The 15,497-nt window shown below is 43.4% G+C and carries 12 protein-coding genes; 10 read left to right on the top strand and 2 right to left on the bottom strand.

What is annotated here, in order from left to right; all coding sequences use genetic code 11:
* Positions 1-9: 9 nt before the first annotated feature.
* Entirely contained in the window at positions 10-2,097 is a 2,088-nt protein-coding gene (locus V470_09470) for an alpha-mannosidase (protein AHZ48634.1), read from the bottom strand.
* Between the two features lie 170 nt (positions 2,098-2,267).
* Here V470_09470 and V470_09465 point away from each other — a divergent pair, with 170 nt between their 5' ends.
* On the top strand, positions 2,268-3,548 hold the full coding sequence (locus V470_09465; protein AHZ48633.1) for a glycosyl hydrolase: 1,281 nt from the start codon (positions 2,268-2,270) through the stop codon (positions 3,546-3,548).
* Positions 3,549-3,566: 18 nt separating this feature from the next.
* On the opposite strand, the gene V470_10765 is transcribed toward V470_09465, so the two are convergent.
* The gene (locus V470_10765) at positions 3,567-3,749 is read right to left on the bottom strand and encodes a lysyl-tRNA synthetase (protein AJZ74460.1); all 183 of its coding nucleotides are present in this window, start codon (positions 3,747-3,749) and stop codon (positions 3,567-3,569) included.
* Positions 3,750-3,849: 100 nt separating this feature from the next.
* On the opposite strand from V470_10765, the gene V470_09455 reads away from it, so the two are divergent.
* The 9 genes from V470_09455 (at position 3,850) to V470_09415 (ending at position 15,480) form a co-directional block, all read left to right on the top strand.
* Positions 3,850-6,495 carry an alpha-mannosidase gene (locus tag V470_09455; GenBank protein AHZ48632.1) on the top strand — a complete coding sequence of 882 codons (2,646 nt, stop codon included), beginning with the start codon at positions 3,850-3,852 and terminating at the stop codon, positions 6,493-6,495.
* Between the two features lie 96 nt (positions 6,496-6,591).
* Positions 6,592-7,461 (top strand): ROK family transcriptional regulator, encoded by an 870-nt coding sequence (locus V470_09450; protein ID AHZ48631.1) that lies wholly within the window; start codon positions 6,592-6,594, stop codon positions 7,459-7,461.
* Positions 7,455-9,335, top strand: coding sequence for an N-acetyl-beta-D-glucosaminidase (locus tag V470_09445; protein AHZ48630.1), 1,881 nt, complete (start codon positions 7,455-7,457; stop codon positions 9,333-9,335). Before V470_09450 ends, V470_09445 begins: the two co-directional genes overlap by 7 nt.
* Before the next feature lie 372 nt (positions 9,336-9,707).
* Entirely contained in the window at positions 9,708-10,637 is a 930-nt protein-coding gene (locus V470_09440; GenBank protein AHZ48629.1) for a sugar ABC transporter permease, read from the top strand.
* Positions 10,638-10,650: 13 nt separating this feature from the next.
* Positions 10,651-11,574 carry a sugar ABC transporter permease gene (locus V470_09435; GenBank protein AHZ48628.1) on the top strand — a complete coding sequence of 308 codons (924 nt, stop codon included), beginning with the start codon at positions 10,651-10,653 and terminating at the stop codon, positions 11,572-11,574.
* A gap of 108 nt (positions 11,575-11,682) precedes the next feature.
* Entirely contained in the window at positions 11,683-13,167 is a 1,485-nt protein-coding gene (locus V470_09430; GenBank protein ID AHZ48627.1) for a sugar ABC transporter substrate-binding protein, read from the top strand.
* Positions 13,168-13,320: 153 nt separating this feature from the next.
* Complete coding sequence (locus V470_09425; protein AHZ48626.1) at positions 13,321-14,010, top strand: CAAX protease; 690 nt, start codon at positions 13,321-13,323, stop codon at positions 14,008-14,010.
* 55 nt (positions 14,011-14,065) lie between these two features.
* Positions 14,066-14,362, top strand: a complete 297-nt coding sequence (locus V470_09420) for a bacteriocin immunity protein (protein AHZ48625.1) — start codon at positions 14,066-14,068, stop codon at positions 14,360-14,362.
* A gap of 131 nt (positions 14,363-14,493) precedes the next feature.
* Positions 14,494-15,480 (top strand): sulfurtransferase, encoded by a 987-nt coding sequence (locus tag V470_09415; protein AHZ48624.1) that lies wholly within the window; start codon positions 14,494-14,496, stop codon positions 15,478-15,480.
* Positions 15,481-15,497 lie beyond the last annotated feature (17 nt).

Raw genomic sequence — 15,497 nt, 5'->3', positions numbered from 1 at the left:
TTCTTTTGGTTAGGAGTGATTTGGCAACCAGCTAAGTGTAAAGGTTAGTTGCTCAGCTTTCAAGAGGTCTTGGTGTTGAATGCTAGATACTATGGTCTGGTCCAGTCGGCATTCTTTGACAAAGTTGAAATGGCTGTGGTTTTGCTCGGCATGGATATCCAGCCATTTATTTTCCTTAGCTAGGTAGACACGCAGATGGTTAAAGAGAGGGATTCCGAGGTCGTAGCTTGGTTTGCCCGGACAGGTCGGGTAGAATCCAAGAGCTGACCAGATATACCAAGCAGAGAGACTGCCATTGTCCTCATCGCCAGGATAGGCTTCCCAGCTGGGGTGAAAGGCTTTCTGACGCAAGGTTTTGATGAGTAGAGCAGTGTAGTCAGTGTAGTCGCTGTAGCGAAAGAGATAAGGTATGTGGAAGCTAGGCTGGTTGGAGATGGCGAGTTGTCCAAAGGGAGCTGTTGCCATCTCGCTCATTTCATGAATCTCGTAACCATAGCCGGTGGTTTCAAAGAGAGGAGCGTCCTGACAGGCTTTCAAAAGATAATTGCTGAAGGCTTCTTTTCCGCCCATAAGCTGGATTAAGCCTGGGATGTCATGGAGGACGCCTAAAGTCGCTTGAATGGCAGAGCATTCGGCGTAGTCGCGTCCCCAACTATAAGGAGAGAAGTCGGGGCGGAAGTTGCCTTGGCTATCTCGCGCTCTCATGTAGCCCGTCTCGGCGTCAAAGAGATGACGGAAATTTTGTGAAGAAGTGTTATAAGTGTCAGCAATCTCTGTTTTCCCTAGTTTTTTGGAACAGCTGGCGATACAAAAGTCGCTATAGGCATAATCAAGGGTGTGGCTAACGCTTTCGTGGTGGTCGGTTGAAAGATAACCTAATTCTTGGTATTGAGCTAAACCGTGGCGACCGTTGATGCCAAGAGGGTCGGACTTTGTGGCTGTCTCCAGCATGGCTTGGAGGAGTTCTTCTTCCAAGTCGGGGGCCATGTCCTTGCAGGCGCTGTCTGCGATAATGCCATCTAGCAGGGTACCTGGCATCATGCCACGTTCATCTGGGGCCAGCCATTTAGGCAGGAATCCAGTATCGCGGTAGCTATTGAGGAAACCTTCTAGAAAGCGATGATAGTGTTCCGGTACGATAAGAGCAAAGAGGGGGAAGGTGGTGCGGAAGGTATCCCAGAAACCATTGTTGCTAAAGAGGACACCAGGCTTGACACTACTAGTAGACAAATCCATGTGGATGTTCTGCCCTGACTCGTTAACCTCATAAAATGTCTGTGGGAAGAGGAAGAGTCTGTAGAGGCAGTGATCAAAGAAGGTTCGGTCAGCCTCTCCTGTCTTCACGATATCAAAACGGTGGAGGAGATTTTCCCAGTTTGCTTGGGCATTTGCTTTACAGCTATCAAAGTCCTTTTGAGGTAGATTAAGCAGAGCTTGAGAAGGCGATATGAAAGAAGTTGCTAGTTGAATCTCGGCTTGACTGCTTGCTAAGTCAATTCGCCAGTCTCCCTCTTCTTGTGTGATAGCAAGAATATCCGTGTTCATTTGTAGGGCAGTAAACAGTATCAGTGGATTTTTGGTAGTCTCAGTTTTACCTTCTTGTCGTAGGGAAAGAGTCCGCTTATCTATTTGTTCAACTGTCAGTTCATCTGCTGCGTGAAGGTAGAGGGAGAGGGCTTTGCCTTGCTTTTGCTTGAAACGAATAGAAGCGCCATAGCATGTCGGTGTAAGCTGGGTTTCAATCTGATAGCGCAGGGAGAAAATTTTCAGATAATGAGGTTGGAAAGAGGCCTTATCCCTATCATAGGAAGACTGACGATGGAAGAGGCTGTCTCCACCTAGCTGACCTGTAACAGGTGTCAGAAGGAGCCAAGAGTAGTCCCCAATCCAAGGACTGGGTTGGTGGGTTAATCGAATCCCCTGAAAAATGGGCAGATGCGGATCGAAAAACCAAGCTCCCTCCTGGTCACTGGTCTGGGGCACAAAATAATTCATCCCGAAAGGGACGCCCGTGTAAGGCAGGGTATTCCCCCGAGAAAAGGCATGTTTGCTGGCAGTTCCAAAGCGGGTATCGATGGTTTCAAGTAGTGGTTTCATGGTATTTCCTTTAGCTGTTTTTCTACATTATATCAGAAAAATGAGACCTTTAGATATGGGGTTCGAAAGTAAGCAATTTTGTAGAAAAATGACTATCATTTGTGTATGTATTTTCTGTCTCAAAAACTATATACTGAACATGAAACTTGTTTGAAAGAGGAAACTGCACGATGATTTATTCGAAAGAAATTGTTAGAAAATGGCTGGATGAAGTAGCAGAGCGGGCCAAGGACCATCCGGAGTGGGTGGATGTCTTCGAGCGTTGCTATACAGACACCTTGGACAATACAGTTGAAATCTTAGAAGATGATTCAACTTTTGTGCTCACAGGGGATATTCCTGCCATGTGGCTTCGGGATTCGACAGCCCAGCTACGACCATATCTTCATGTGGCTAAAAGAGATGTCCTCCTGCGTCAGACCATTGCAGGTTTGGTTAAGCGTCAGATGACCTTGATTCTCAAGGATCCTTATGCCAATTCCTTTAACATTGAGGAGAACTGGAAGGGGCACCATGAGACTGACCACACAAACCTTAACGGCTGGATTTGGGAGCGTAAGTACGAGGTGGACTCGCTTTGCTATCCTTTGCAGTTGGCTTATCTCCTTTGGAAAGAGACTGGCGAGACCAGTCAGTTTGATGAGACTTTTGTCGCAGCGACCAAGGAAATCCTTCATCTCTGGACAGTGGAACAAGACCACAAGAATTCACCTTATCGTTTTGTCCGTGATACAGACCGCAAGGAAGACACCTTAGTAAATGATGGCTTTGGTCCTGACTTTGCAGTGACAGGTATGACCTGGTCAGCTTTCCGACCGAGTGATGACTGCTGCCAGTATAGCTATTTGATTCCGTCCAATATGTTTGCAGTAGTTGTCTTGGGCTATGTGCAAGAAATCTTTGCAGAATTGAATCTAGCTGATAGCGAGAGTGTCATCGCAGACGCTAAACGTCTGCAAGCTGAGATTCAAGAAGGAATCGAAAACTACGCTTATACCTCCAACAGCAAGGGTGAAAAGATTTACGCCTTTGAAGTGGATGGTCTAGGAAATGCTAGCATCATGGATGATCCAAACGTCCCAAGTCTACTGGCTGCTCCTTATCTTGGTTACTGTGCGATTGACGATGAGGTTTACCAAGCAACTCGTCGTACCATTCTGAGCCCTGAAAATCCATACTTCTACCAAGGAGAATACGCTAGCGGTCTCGGAAGTTCTCATACCTTCTATCGCTATATCTGGCCAATCGCCCTTTCTATCCAAGGTTTGACAACAAGAGATAAGGCAGAGAAGAAATTCTTGCTGGATCAGCTCGTTGCCTGCGATGGTGGCACAGGTGTCATGCATGAAAGCTTCCACGTGGATGACCCAACGCTTTACTCACGTGAATGGTTTTCTTGGGCCAACATGATGTTCTGTGAGTTAGTTTTGGATTACTTGGGTATCCGTTAATACTCTTCGAAAATCTCTTCAAACCACGTCAGCTTCAACCACGTCAGCTTCGCCTTGCCGTATAGATGTTACTGACTTCGTCAGTTCTATCTGCAACCTCAAAACAGTGTTTTGAGCTGACTTCATCAGTTCTATCCACAACCTCAAAGCAGTGCTTTGAGCAGACTGCGGCAGCTTCCTAGTTTGCTCTTTGATTTTCATTTAGTATAAGGAGCACACTTTCGCTCAATCGATTCTTGTTAGAATCACAAATTTACATTTAAAACGTTAAAAAATTTAAGTTAGAATGAGGTTTTACTTCATGGAAAATGTTGTTGTACATATTATCTCACATAGTCACTGGGACCGTGAGTGGTACTTACCTTTTGAAAGCCACCGTATGCAGTTGGTGGAATTATTTGATAATCTTTTTGACCTTTTTGAAAATGACCCTGAGTTCAAGAGTTTCCACTTGGATGGCCAAACCATTGTCCTTGATGACTATTTGGAAATTCGCCCTGAAAATCGCGACAAAGTCCAACGTTACATTGACGAAGGCAAACTCAAAATTGGTCCCTTTTACATCTTGCAGGATGATTACTTGATTTCAAGTGAAGCTAACGTCCGCAATACCTTGATTGGTCAAGCAGAATGTGCAAAATGGGGCAAATCCACTCAGATTGGTTACTTCCCAGATACCTTTGGAAATATGGGACAAGCTCCTCAAATCCTTCAAAAATCAGGTATTCACGTAGCAGCTTTTGGTCGTGGTGTGAAGCCGATTGGATTTGACAACCAAGTTCTCGAAGATGAGCAGTTTACTTCCCAGTTTTCAGAAATGTACTGGCAGGGTGCAGACGGAAGTCGCGTTCTTGGTATCCTATTTGCCAATTGGTACAGTAACGGAAATGAAATCCCAGTTGATAAGGATGAGGCCCTAACTTTCTGGAAACAAAAATTGTCAGACGTGCGTGACTACGCTTCGACCAACCAATGGTTGATGATGAACGGATGTGACCACCAGCCTGTACAGAGAAATATGAGTGAAGCCATTCGTGTAGCAAATGAACTCTTCCCAGATGTGACCTTTGTGCATAGTTCCTTTGATGACTATATCCACGCAGTAGAAAGTGCTCTGCCTGAGCAACTATCTACGGTTACAGGTGAGTTGACCAGTCAAGAAACAGACGGTTGGTATACACTTGCTAACACTTCTTCATCCCGTATTTACCTCAAACAAGCCTTCCAAGAAAATAGCAACCTCCTAGAACAAGTGGTGGAGCCATTGACTGTCATCACTGGCGGCCACAACCACAAGGACCAGTTGACCTATGCTTGGAAAGTGCTTCTACAAAATGCTCCCCATGATAGTATCTGTGGCTGTAGTGTTGACGAAGTTCACCGTGAGATGGAAACGCGTTTTGCCAAGGTTAACCAAGTTGGAAACTTTGTTAAGACCAATCTTCTCAACGAATGGAAGGGCAAAATCGCAACCCACGAAGCCCAAAGCGACCATCTCTTTACCGTCATCAACACAGGCTTGCACGACAAGGTTGATACGGTCAGCACCGTGATTGATGTGGCGACTTGTGATTTCAAGGAATTGCACCCAACAGAAGGCTATAAGAAGATGGCAGCCTTGACCTTGCCAAGCTACCGTGTCGAAGACTTGGAAGGGCATGCTGTAGAAGCGAAAATCGAAGATCTGGGAGCTAACTTTGAGTATGATTTGCCAAAAGACAAGTTCCGTCAGGCTCGTATCGCTCGACAAGTGCGCGTGACAGTGCCTGTTCATCTGGCACCACTTTCTTGGACAACCTTCCAATTGCTCGAAGGAGAACAAGAACACCGTGACGGTATTTACCAAAATGGAGTGATTGATACGCCATTTGTAACGGTAAGTGTGGATGAAAACATCACAGTCTACGACAAGACAACTCATGAAGCTTATGAAGATGTTCTTCGTTTTGAAGACCGTGGTGACATTGGAAATGAGTACATCTATTTCCAACCAAAAGGAACAGAGCCTATCTATGCAGAGCTTAAGGGCTATGAGGTCTTGGAAAATACAGCTCGTTTTGCCAAGATCTTGCTCCAGCATAAATTGACAATTCCAGTAAGTGCAGATGAAAAACTGGATGCGGAACAGAGGGGCATCATCGAGTTTATGACGCGTGAAGCTGGGCGCTCAGAAGAATTGACAAGCATTCTTCTTGAAACAGAGATGACCGTCTTTGTCGACAATCCACAAATCCGCTTCAAGACTCGCTTTACCAACACAGCCAAGGACCACCGTATTCGTCTCTTGGTCAAGACTCATAATCTGCGTTCAAGCAATGATTCAGAAAGCATTTATGAGGTGGTGACACGACCAAATAAACCAGCGGCTTCATGGGAAAATCCTGAAAATCCTCAACACCAACAAGCCTTTGTCAGTCTGTATGATGATGAAAAAGGGGTGACGGTGGCTAATAAAGGATTGCACGAGTATGAAATCCTTGGAGACGACACTATTGCAGTGACCATTTTGCGTGCCTCAGGTGAGTTAGGTGACTGGGGTTACTTCCCGACACCAGAGGCTCAGTGCTTGCGTGAGTTTGAAGTCGAGTTTGCTCTTGAATGCCACCAAGCAGGGGAGCGCTTCTCCGCTTTCCGTCGTGCCAAAGCCTTCCAAACACCATTCACTAGTCTTCAAGTTGCTAAACAAGAAGGAAGTGTGGCAGCGACTGGTAGCCTCTTGAGCCATGCGGTGCTCAGCTTGCCACAAGTCTGCCCGACAGCCTTTAAAGTGGCTGAAAATGAAGAAGGATATGTCCTTCGTTACTACAATATGAGTCAAGAAAATGTGCGTATATCAGAACACCAACAAACCATTTTGGACTTACTTGAGCGACCATATCCAGTTCATTCAGGACTATTAGCGCCACAAGAAATTCGCACAGAATTGATCAAAAAAGAAGACATTTAACAGTTTTGAAGTGTTTGATAACTAATACTATGAGATAGAAAGGAGGGGCGAAAGAGTAAGGATTAATTGCTGATTCGCCCCTTTTTTGGTGAAAATATGATCATTGCAACCATTGATATTGGAGGAACTGGGATTAAGTTTGCCAGTCTGACTCCTGATGGAAAAATACTAGATAAGACAAGTACACCGACACCAGAAACCCTAGAAGATTTACTGGCATGGCTAGACCAACGTCTGTCGGAGAAAGATTATAAGGGCATTGCCATGAGCGTCCCAGGCGCGGTCAATCAAGAAACAGGTGTCATTGTGGGAATCAGTGCTGTGCCTTACATCCATGGCTTTTCTTGGTATGAAGCTCTTGCTCATCATCAGCTACCTGTCCATCTAGAAAATGATGCCAACTGTGTTGGACTGAGTGAACTGCTAGCACATCCAGAGATTGAAAATGCAGCCTGTGTCGTTATTGGGACAGGGATTGGTGGGGCTATGATTATCAATGGCAAACTTCACCGTGGTCGCCACGGATTAGGTGGTGAGTTTGGCTACATGACAACCATTGAACCAGCAGAAAAGCTCAACAACTGGTCGTTACTAGCCTCTACAGGAAACATGGTTCGCTACGTAATTGAAAAATCTGGTCAGACTGACTGGGATGGTCGCAAGATTTACCAAGAGGTTGCAGCTGGTAATGCTCTTTGTCAAGAAGCTATTTTACGCATGAACCGTAATCTGGCGCAAGGCTTGCTCAATATTCAGTATCTCATCGACCCAGATGTCATTAGTCTGGGAGGCTCCATCAGTCAGAATCCAGACTTTATCCAAGGTGTCAAGAAGGCTGTCGATAACTTTGTCGAAACCTACGAAGAATACACGATCGCACCAGTTATCCAGGCCTGCACCTATCACGCAGACGCCAATCTCTACGGTGCCCTTGTCAACTGGCTACAGGAGGAAAATCAGTGGTAAGATTTACAGGACTTAGTCCCAAACAAACTCAGGCAATCGACTTGCTGACAAAGCATATCTCTTTACCAGATGTGGAAATTGCAGTCGCTCAGTCTGATCAGGCCTCTATCTCTATCAAGGGTGAAAGTGGACACTATCAACTAACCTATCGCAAACCTCACCAACTATACCGCGCCTTGTCCTTATTGGCAACAGCTCTAGTAGAAGGGGATAAGGTAGAGATTGAAGAAGAAGCTGCTTACGAAGAGTTGGCCTACATGGCAGACTGTTCACGAAATGCAGTGCTCAATGTCGCTTCTGCCAAACAGATGATTGAGGTCTTGGCTCTCATGGGCTACTCAACATTTGAGCTTTACATGGAAGACACCTACCAGATTGAGGGACAGCCTTACTTTGGCTATTTCCGTGGTGCCTACTCGGCTGAGGAGTTGCAGGAAATCGAAGCCTACGCTCAGCAGTTTGACATGACCTTTGTGCCTTGCATCCAGACCTTGGCCCACTTGTCAGCCTTTGTCAAATGGGGTGTTAAGGAAGTGCAAGAACTCCGTGATGTGGAGGACATTCTCCTTATCGGCGAAGAAAAGGTTTATGACCTGATTGATGGCATGTTTGCCACTCTATCTAAACTGCAGACTCGCAAGGTCAATATCGGGATGGACGAAGCCCATTTGGTTGGTTTGGGGCGCTACCTCATTTTGAACGGTGTTGTGGACCGTAGTCTCCTCATGTGCCAACACTTGGAGCGCGTATTAGATATTGCTGACAAGTATGGTTTCCATTGTCAGATGTGGAGTGATATGTTCTTCAAACTCATGTCAGCAGATGGCCAGTACGATCGCGATGTGGAGATTCCTGAGGAAACTCGTGTCTACCTAGATCGTCTCAAAGACCGTGTAACCTTGGTTTACTGGGACTATTATCAGGATAGCGAGGAAAAATACAATCGCAATTTCCGCAACCATCACAAGATTAGTCATGACCTTGCCTTTGCAGGTGGTGCTTGGAAGTGGATCGGTTTCACACCCAACAACCATTTCAGCCGTCTTATTGCTCTTGAAGCCAACAAAGCCTGTCGTGCTAACGACATCACAGAAGTCATTGTAACGGGTTGGGGGGACAATGGTGGGGAAACTGCCCAGTTTTCTATTCTACCAAGTCTGCAAATCTGGGCAGAACTCAGCTACCGCAATAACCTCGACCGTTTGTCTGCCCACTTCAAGACCAATACAGGTCTATCAGTTGAGGAATTCATGCAGATCGACCTAGCCAACCTCTTGCCAGACCTGCCAGATAATCTCAGTGGTATCAATCCCAACCGCTATGTCTTTTATCAGGATGTTCTCTGTCCGATTCTTGATCGACACATGACACCTGAACAGGACAAACCACACTTCGCTCAGGCAGCTGAGATTCTCTCTGACATTAAAGAAAAAGCTGGGAACTATGCTTATCTCTTTGAAACACAGGCTCAGTTGAATGCTATTTTAAGTAGTAAGGTTGATGTTGGACGACGCATTCGTGAAACTTATAAAGTCGGTGAAAAAGTCAGCTTGCAGCAAATCGCCAGAGAAGAATTACCAAAACTCAGAAGAGAGATTGAAACCTTCCATGCTCTCTTTAGCCACCAATGGTTGAAAGAAAACAAGGTCTTTGGCTTGGATACAGTCGATATCCGTATGGGCGGACTTTTGCAACGTATCAAACGAGCAGAAAGTCGTATCGAGGCTTATCTGATAGGGCAGATTGACCGCATCGACGAGCTAGAAGTTAAAATCCTACCATTTACTGACTTCTACGCAGACAAGGATTTTGCAGCAACTACAGCCAACCAGTGGCACACTATTGCGACCGCATCGACGATTTATACGACTTAATACTCTTCGAAAATCTCTTCAAACCACGTCAGCTTCAACCACGTCAGCTTCGCCTTGCCGTATAGATGTTACTGACCTCGTCAGTTTTATCTGCAACCTCAAAGCGGTGCTTTGAGCAGCTTGCGGCTAGCTTCCTAGTTTGCTCTTTGATTTTCATTGAGTATAAAAACAAGAACAGTGTCCCTTGTTCAGAGTGTTTCTCGTGAAACCTATTTCTTATAAAAAACTTCTCCACATAAAATAATTTGTGGAGTTTTTTCTATAATTAGTAGTTTAACCTAGCCATCAATTAGGAGTATACTAATAATGTAATCGTTATCAAACCTAAAAATTCGATGAAATCAGTTTTTAGGAATAAAAAGGGAGGAAAGTATGAAAAAGTTTTCAAAGACCTTGAGAGATAACTGGATCTTTCTCTTGATGGTTTTACCAGGGGCACTCTGGTTGATTCTATTCTTTTACATTCCAGTATTTGGGAATGTGGTCGCCTTTAAAGACTACCATATGACCAGTAATGGTTTCATAGATAGTATTGTGAATAGTAAATGGGTCGGGTTAGATAATTTCAGATTCTTGTTTAGTTCAAAAGATGCCTTTATCATCACTCGTAATACCGTTCTCTACAATCTCGGCTTTATCTTTATCGGTTTGATTGTATCAGTGGGGATTGCCATCATCCTCAGCGAGCTCCGCTCTAAGAGAATGGTTAAAATTTTCCAAACGTCTATGTTGTTCCCTTACTTCCTGTCATGGGTTATCATCAGTTTCTTTACAGATGCCTTCCTAAACATTGACAAAGGGGTCTTCAACCATTTCCTAACATCCATTGGCATGAAGGAAGTCAACTTCTACGCTGACTTAGGCATTTGGCCATACCTTCTCCTTTTCCTAGGTATTTGGAAAGGCTTTGGATATAGCAGTGTCATGTACTATGCGACGATCATGGGAATTGACCCAACCTACTACGAAGCAGCAACAGTGGACGGAGCTAGCAAGTGGCAACGGATTCGCAACGTAACCATTCCTCAGTTGACTCCACTTGTAACTGTATTGACCATCCTTGCAGTCGGAAATATCTTCCGTGCAGACTTTGGTCTCTTCTATCAAATCCCGCATAATGCTGGTCAGCTTTACAATGTAACCAACGTTTTGGATGTATATGTCTTTAATGGTTTGACTCAGACAGCAGATATCGGTATGGCTTCAGCAGCCGGACTTTACCAATCCGTTGTCGGCTTGATACTGGTTATTCTATCAAACTTGCTTGCAAGACGAGTTGATCCAAACTCAGCTTTGTTCTAGAAAGGGGGAGAATATGGCAGAAAAGAAAATTAAAAAAGAAAAAATCGATAATGTCGGCATTCACTCCTTCAGTAAGAAAGCAGATATCTTCTTTAGTATCATCTCTGGTTTGATCGCTCTTTCTTGTATCTTGCCCTTTATCTTCGTTATCATCATTTCGGTGACAGACGAAAAGAGCATCCTCCAGTATGGATATAGCTTTTTCCCTTCAAAGTTTGGTGTAGATGGATTCCAGTTCTTAGCTCAGTTTAAAGATAAGATCCTCCAAGCGCTCTTTATCTCAGTTTTTGTAACCGTAGTCGGAACAGTGACCAACGTCTTCATTACAACCACTTATGCCTACGCCATTTCACGGACAACCTTTAAGTATCGCAGATTCTTTACGATCTTTGCTCTTCTTAGTATGTTGTTCAATGCTGGTTTGGTACCAGGTTATATCGTGGTCACTCGCCTGCTTCAACTGGGTGATACAGTTTGGGCCTTGATTGTTCCAATGCTTCTCTCACCATTTAACATCATCTTGATGCGTTCCTTCTTCAAGAAGACCATTCCAGAAGCCATTCTCGAATCTGCTCGTATTGATGGTGCCAGTGAAGCTCGGATCTTCTTCCAGATTTGTTTGCCATTGTCACTTCCAGGTATCGCAACCATTACGCTTTTGACAGCTCTTGGTTTCTGGAACGACTGGTTCAACGCCCTTCTTTACATCAAGAGTGATAACTTGTATCCATTGCAATATTTGCTTATGCAAATCCAGCAAAATATGGACTACATTGCAAAAGCAGTCGGCCTATCTGGCCAACTGGGAGTCGCTCTTCCAAAAGAAACAGGTCGTATGGCCATGGTTGTAGTTGCAACCCTTCCAATCGCGATTCTGTATCCATTCTTCCAACGCTACTTTGTTAAAGGTTTGACAATCGGTGGTGTGAAAGAATAGCACTTACTGAGAAACACCGTTTCTCCCTTCTCAACTTCATCATAGCGATTGAAGTTAAAAATTATTAAATCGTTTATAAGTTTAAAAATAAAAAAAGGAGTTTTTATCATGAAAAACTGGAAAAAATATGCTTTTGCATCTGCTAGCGTAGTCGCTTTGGCTGCTGGTCTCGCTGCTTGTGGAAACCTTACAGGTAATAACAAAAAAGCTGCGGACTCAGCTTCAGGTGAAAAAACTGTTATCAAAATGTACCAAATTGGTGACAAACCAGATAACTTGGATGAATTGCTAGAAAATGCTAACAAAATCATCGGTGAAAAAGTTGGTGCCAAATTGGATATCCAATACCTCGGATGGGGTGACTATGATAAGAAAATGTCTGTCATCACATCATCTGGTGAAAACTATGATATCGCATTTGCATCTAACTATGTCGTAAATGCTCAAAAAGGTGCCTATGCTGACTTAACAGAATTGTATAAAAAAGAAGGAGCAGAGCTTTACAAAGCACTTGACCCAGCTTACATCAAAGGGAACACTGTAAACGGTAAGATCTATGCAGTACCAGTTGCAGCTAACGTTGCATCATCTCAAAACTTTGCCTTCAACGGAACTCTTCTTGCTAAATACGGTATCGATATTTCAGGTGTCACTTCATACGAAACACTTGAACCAGTCTTGAAACAAATCAAAGAAAAAGCTCCAGACGTAGTACCATTTGCGGTTACGAAGAACTTTATTCCATCTGATAACTTTGACTACCCAGTACCAAATGGACTTCCATTTGTTATCGACCTTGAAGGAGACACTACTAAGATCGTAAACCGTTACGAAGTGCCTCGTTTCAAAGAACATTTGAAGACTCTTCACAAATTCTATGAAGAAGGATACATTCCAAAAGACGTAGCAACAAGCGACACTTCATTTGACCTTCAACAAGATACTTGGTTCGTTCGTGAAGAAACAGTAGGACCAGCTGACTACGGTAACAGCTTGCTTTCACGCGTTGCGAACAAAGACATCCAAATTAAACCAATCACTAACTTTATCAAGAAAAATCAAACAACACAAGTTGCCAACTTTGTTATCTCAAACAACTCTAAGAACAAAGAAAAATCAATGGAAGTGTTGAACCTCTTGAACACGAACCCAGAACTCTTGAACGGCCTTGTTTACGGTCCAGAAGGCAAGAACTGGGAAAAAATTGAAGGTAAAGAAAACCGTGTACGCGTCCTTGATGGCTACAAAGGAAATACTCACATGGGTGGATGGAACACTGGTAACAACTGGATTCTTTACATCAACGAAAACGTTACAGACCAACAAATCGAAGATTCTAAGAAACAATTGGCAGAAGCTAAAGAATCTCCAGCACTTGGATTCATCTTTAACACTGACAATGTGAAATCTGAAATCTCAGCAATTTCTAACACAATGCAACAATTCGATACAGCTATCAACACTGGTACTGTAGACCCAGATAAAGCTATTCCAGAATTGATGGAAAAATTGAAATCTGAAGGTGCCTACGAAAAAGTATTGAACGAAATGCAAAAACAATATGACGAATTCTTGAAAAACAAAAAATCATAAGATTGATTGATTTCGTGTATTCATTCCTAAAAATGTGATCACTGCCTTCCCTAGTTCTCTAGGGGAGGTAGTGATTTTTAGGATGTAAAAATGAAAACAGTGGTTCTGAGGGTTTATGCGATGTGATACACATACATCTATAGAGGATTTATTATGAAAAAATATCGCCTTCTTTTCAAAATGAGTGCTGTCTTCTCTTACCTATTTTTCGTATTTGGCCTTTCTCAGCTGACGCTTATTGTCCAAAACTATTGGCAATTTTCTTCCCAGATTGGCAATTTCTTCTGGATTCAAAATATCTTGAGTTTGCTATTTATCGGAGTCATGATTTGGATTCTGGTTAAGACAGGCCATGGCTATCTCTTTCGCATTCCAAGAAAAAAATGGCTTTGGTATTCGATTTTGACAGTATTAGTGGTAGTGCTCCAGATCTCTTTTAACGTTCAGACAGCTAAACATGTTCAGTCAACTGCGGAAGGTTGGGCTGTATTGATTGGTTATAGTGGGACTAACTTTGCCGAGTTAGGTATCTATATAACCCTGTTCTTTCTGACTCCACTGATGGAAGAGTTAATCTATAGAGGATTACTGCAACACGCCTTTTTTAAAGATTCGAGATTTGGTCTTGATTTGCTTCTTCCGTCTATTTTATTTGCTCTCCCTCATTTTTCAAGTCTGCCTAGTCTGTTAGATATTTTCGTTTTTACAACATCTGGAATCATCTTTGCTGGTTTGACCCGCTATACCAAGAGCATTTATCCATCTTATGCGGTGCATGTGATCAATAATATTTTCGCAACATTACCATTTTTGCTGACTTTTTTACAGAGGGTGTTTGGTTAAATACTGGATCGAGAGTTAGGAATGATAGTTTTTTAATTTAAGGAGGAAAATGAGAATGACACCATTAAAATGGTTTGCCGGAGGTAGAGAAAGGCGTTGTGAAGCGATGATCATTATTGATTATCTATTGGAAGATATAAAGGCTGCGCCTCAACTTACTCCCTTGAAAAATCAGTTAGTGATTTATCAAAAACGATTAAAGGATGATGGGACCTCTACTCCATTTATTCTGAGCCAAATGAACGTTGACATCTCACGTGTGTTGATTGATAACAAGCTGGGTTTGTCAGAAAATCAAGCTAAGCAAATCAAAAAATTGAGAGAATTATCTGCGATTCGGTATGGTTACTGATGAAGTGCAGGGGCAGGACTCTCTATATAATTTCCAGTCAAATAAATTGCATTCGTTTTCCCAAGTGGGTATACTAGTATAGTTGAATGAAAAATTCTGAAAATTTAAGAATAGAAAAGAGAACAAATCTTATGGCAAAAGATATTCGTGTCTTACTTTACTACCTTTATACTCCGATTGAAAACGCAGAACAATTTGCGGCAGATCATTTGGCTTTCTGTAAATCAATCGGCCTTAAAGGTCGTATCCTAGTCGCTGACGAGGGAATCAACGGAACCGTTTCAGGTGATTACGAAACAACTCAAAAATACATGGACTACGTTCACAGCCTCCCAGGAATGGAAGACCTCTGGTTCAAGATTGACGAAGAAAATGAACAAGCCTTCAAGAAGATGTTTGTTCGCTACAAGAAAGAAATTGTTCACCTTGGTTTGGAAGACAACGACTTTGACAACGACATCAACCCACTTGAGACAACAGGTGCATACTTGTCTCCAAAAGAGTTTAAAGAAGCCCTTCTTGACGAAGATACAGTTGTCCTTGACACACGTAACGATTATGAGTACGACCTAGGACACTTCCGTGGGGCTATCCGGCCAGACATCCGCAACTTCCGTGAGTTGCCACAATGGGTTCGTGACAACAAGGAAAAATTCATGGACAAGCGTGTCGTGGTTTACTGTACAGGTGGAGTTCGCTGTGAGAAATTCTCAGGCTGGATGGTCCGTGAAGGCTACAAAGATGTCGGCCAATTGCACGGAGGAATCGCAACTTACGGTAAAGATCCAGAAATTCAAGGTGAGCTTTGGGATGGGAAAATGTACGTCTTTGACGAGCGTATCGCAGTCGATGTCAACCATGTTAACCCAACCATCGTAGGGAAAGACTGGTTTGATGGAACACCATGTGAACGTTATGTCAACTGTGGAAATCCCTTCTGTAACCGTCGTATCCTAACATCAGAAGAAAATGAAGACAAGTATCTCCGTGGATGCTCACACGAGTGCCGTGTTCACCCACGAAACCGCTATGTTTCAGAAAATGAATTGACACAAGCAGAAGTAATCGAGCATCTAGCTGTAATCGGTGAAAGCTTGGATCAAGTCGCTACAGTATAAAGCAAACAGCCCTTAGG

The sequence above is a fragment of the Streptococcus sp. VT 162 genome, from assembly GCA_000688775.2.
Taxonomy (GTDB): Bacteria; Bacillota; Bacilli; order Lactobacillales; family Streptococcaceae; genus Streptococcus.
The sequence above is the reverse complement of the archived record's forward strand: the minus strand, read 5'-3'. Positions and strand labels throughout refer to the sequence as shown.

Excerpts from the sequence above, each read along its gene's own strand:
- V470_09430 (AHZ48627.1), top strand. The coding sequence starts at position 11,683 with ATGAAAAACTGGAAAAAATATGCTTTTGCATCTGCTAGCGTAGTCGCT.
- V470_09420 (AHZ48625.1), top strand. The coding sequence starts at position 14,066 with ATGACACCATTAAAATGGTTTGCCGGAGGTAGAGAAAGGCGTTGTGAA.
- V470_09425 (AHZ48626.1), top strand. The coding sequence starts at position 13,321 with ATGAAAAAATATCGCCTTCTTTTCAAAATGAGTGCTGTCTTCTCTTAC.
- V470_09470 (AHZ48634.1), bottom strand. The coding sequence starts at position 2,097 with ATGAAACCACTACTTGAAACCATCGATACCCGCTTTGGAACTGCCAGC.
- V470_09440 (AHZ48629.1), top strand. The coding sequence starts at position 9,708 with ATGAAAAAGTTTTCAAAGACCTTGAGAGATAACTGGATCTTTCTCTTG.
- V470_09455 (AHZ48632.1), top strand. The coding sequence starts at position 3,850 with ATGGAAAATGTTGTTGTACATATTATCTCACATAGTCACTGGGACCGT.
- V470_09450 (AHZ48631.1), top strand. The coding sequence starts at position 6,592 with ATGATCATTGCAACCATTGATATTGGAGGAACTGGGATTAAGTTTGCC.
- V470_10765 (AJZ74460.1), bottom strand. The coding sequence starts at position 3,749 with ATGAAAATCAAAGAGCAAACTAGGAAGCTGCCGCAGTCTGCTCAAAGC.
- V470_09435 (AHZ48628.1), top strand. The coding sequence starts at position 10,651 with ATGGCAGAAAAGAAAATTAAAAAAGAAAAAATCGATAATGTCGGCATT.
- V470_09465 (AHZ48633.1), top strand. The coding sequence starts at position 2,268 with ATGATTTATTCGAAAGAAATTGTTAGAAAATGGCTGGATGAAGTAGCA.
- V470_09415 (AHZ48624.1), top strand. The coding sequence starts at position 14,494 with ATGGCAAAAGATATTCGTGTCTTACTTTACTACCTTTATACTCCGATT.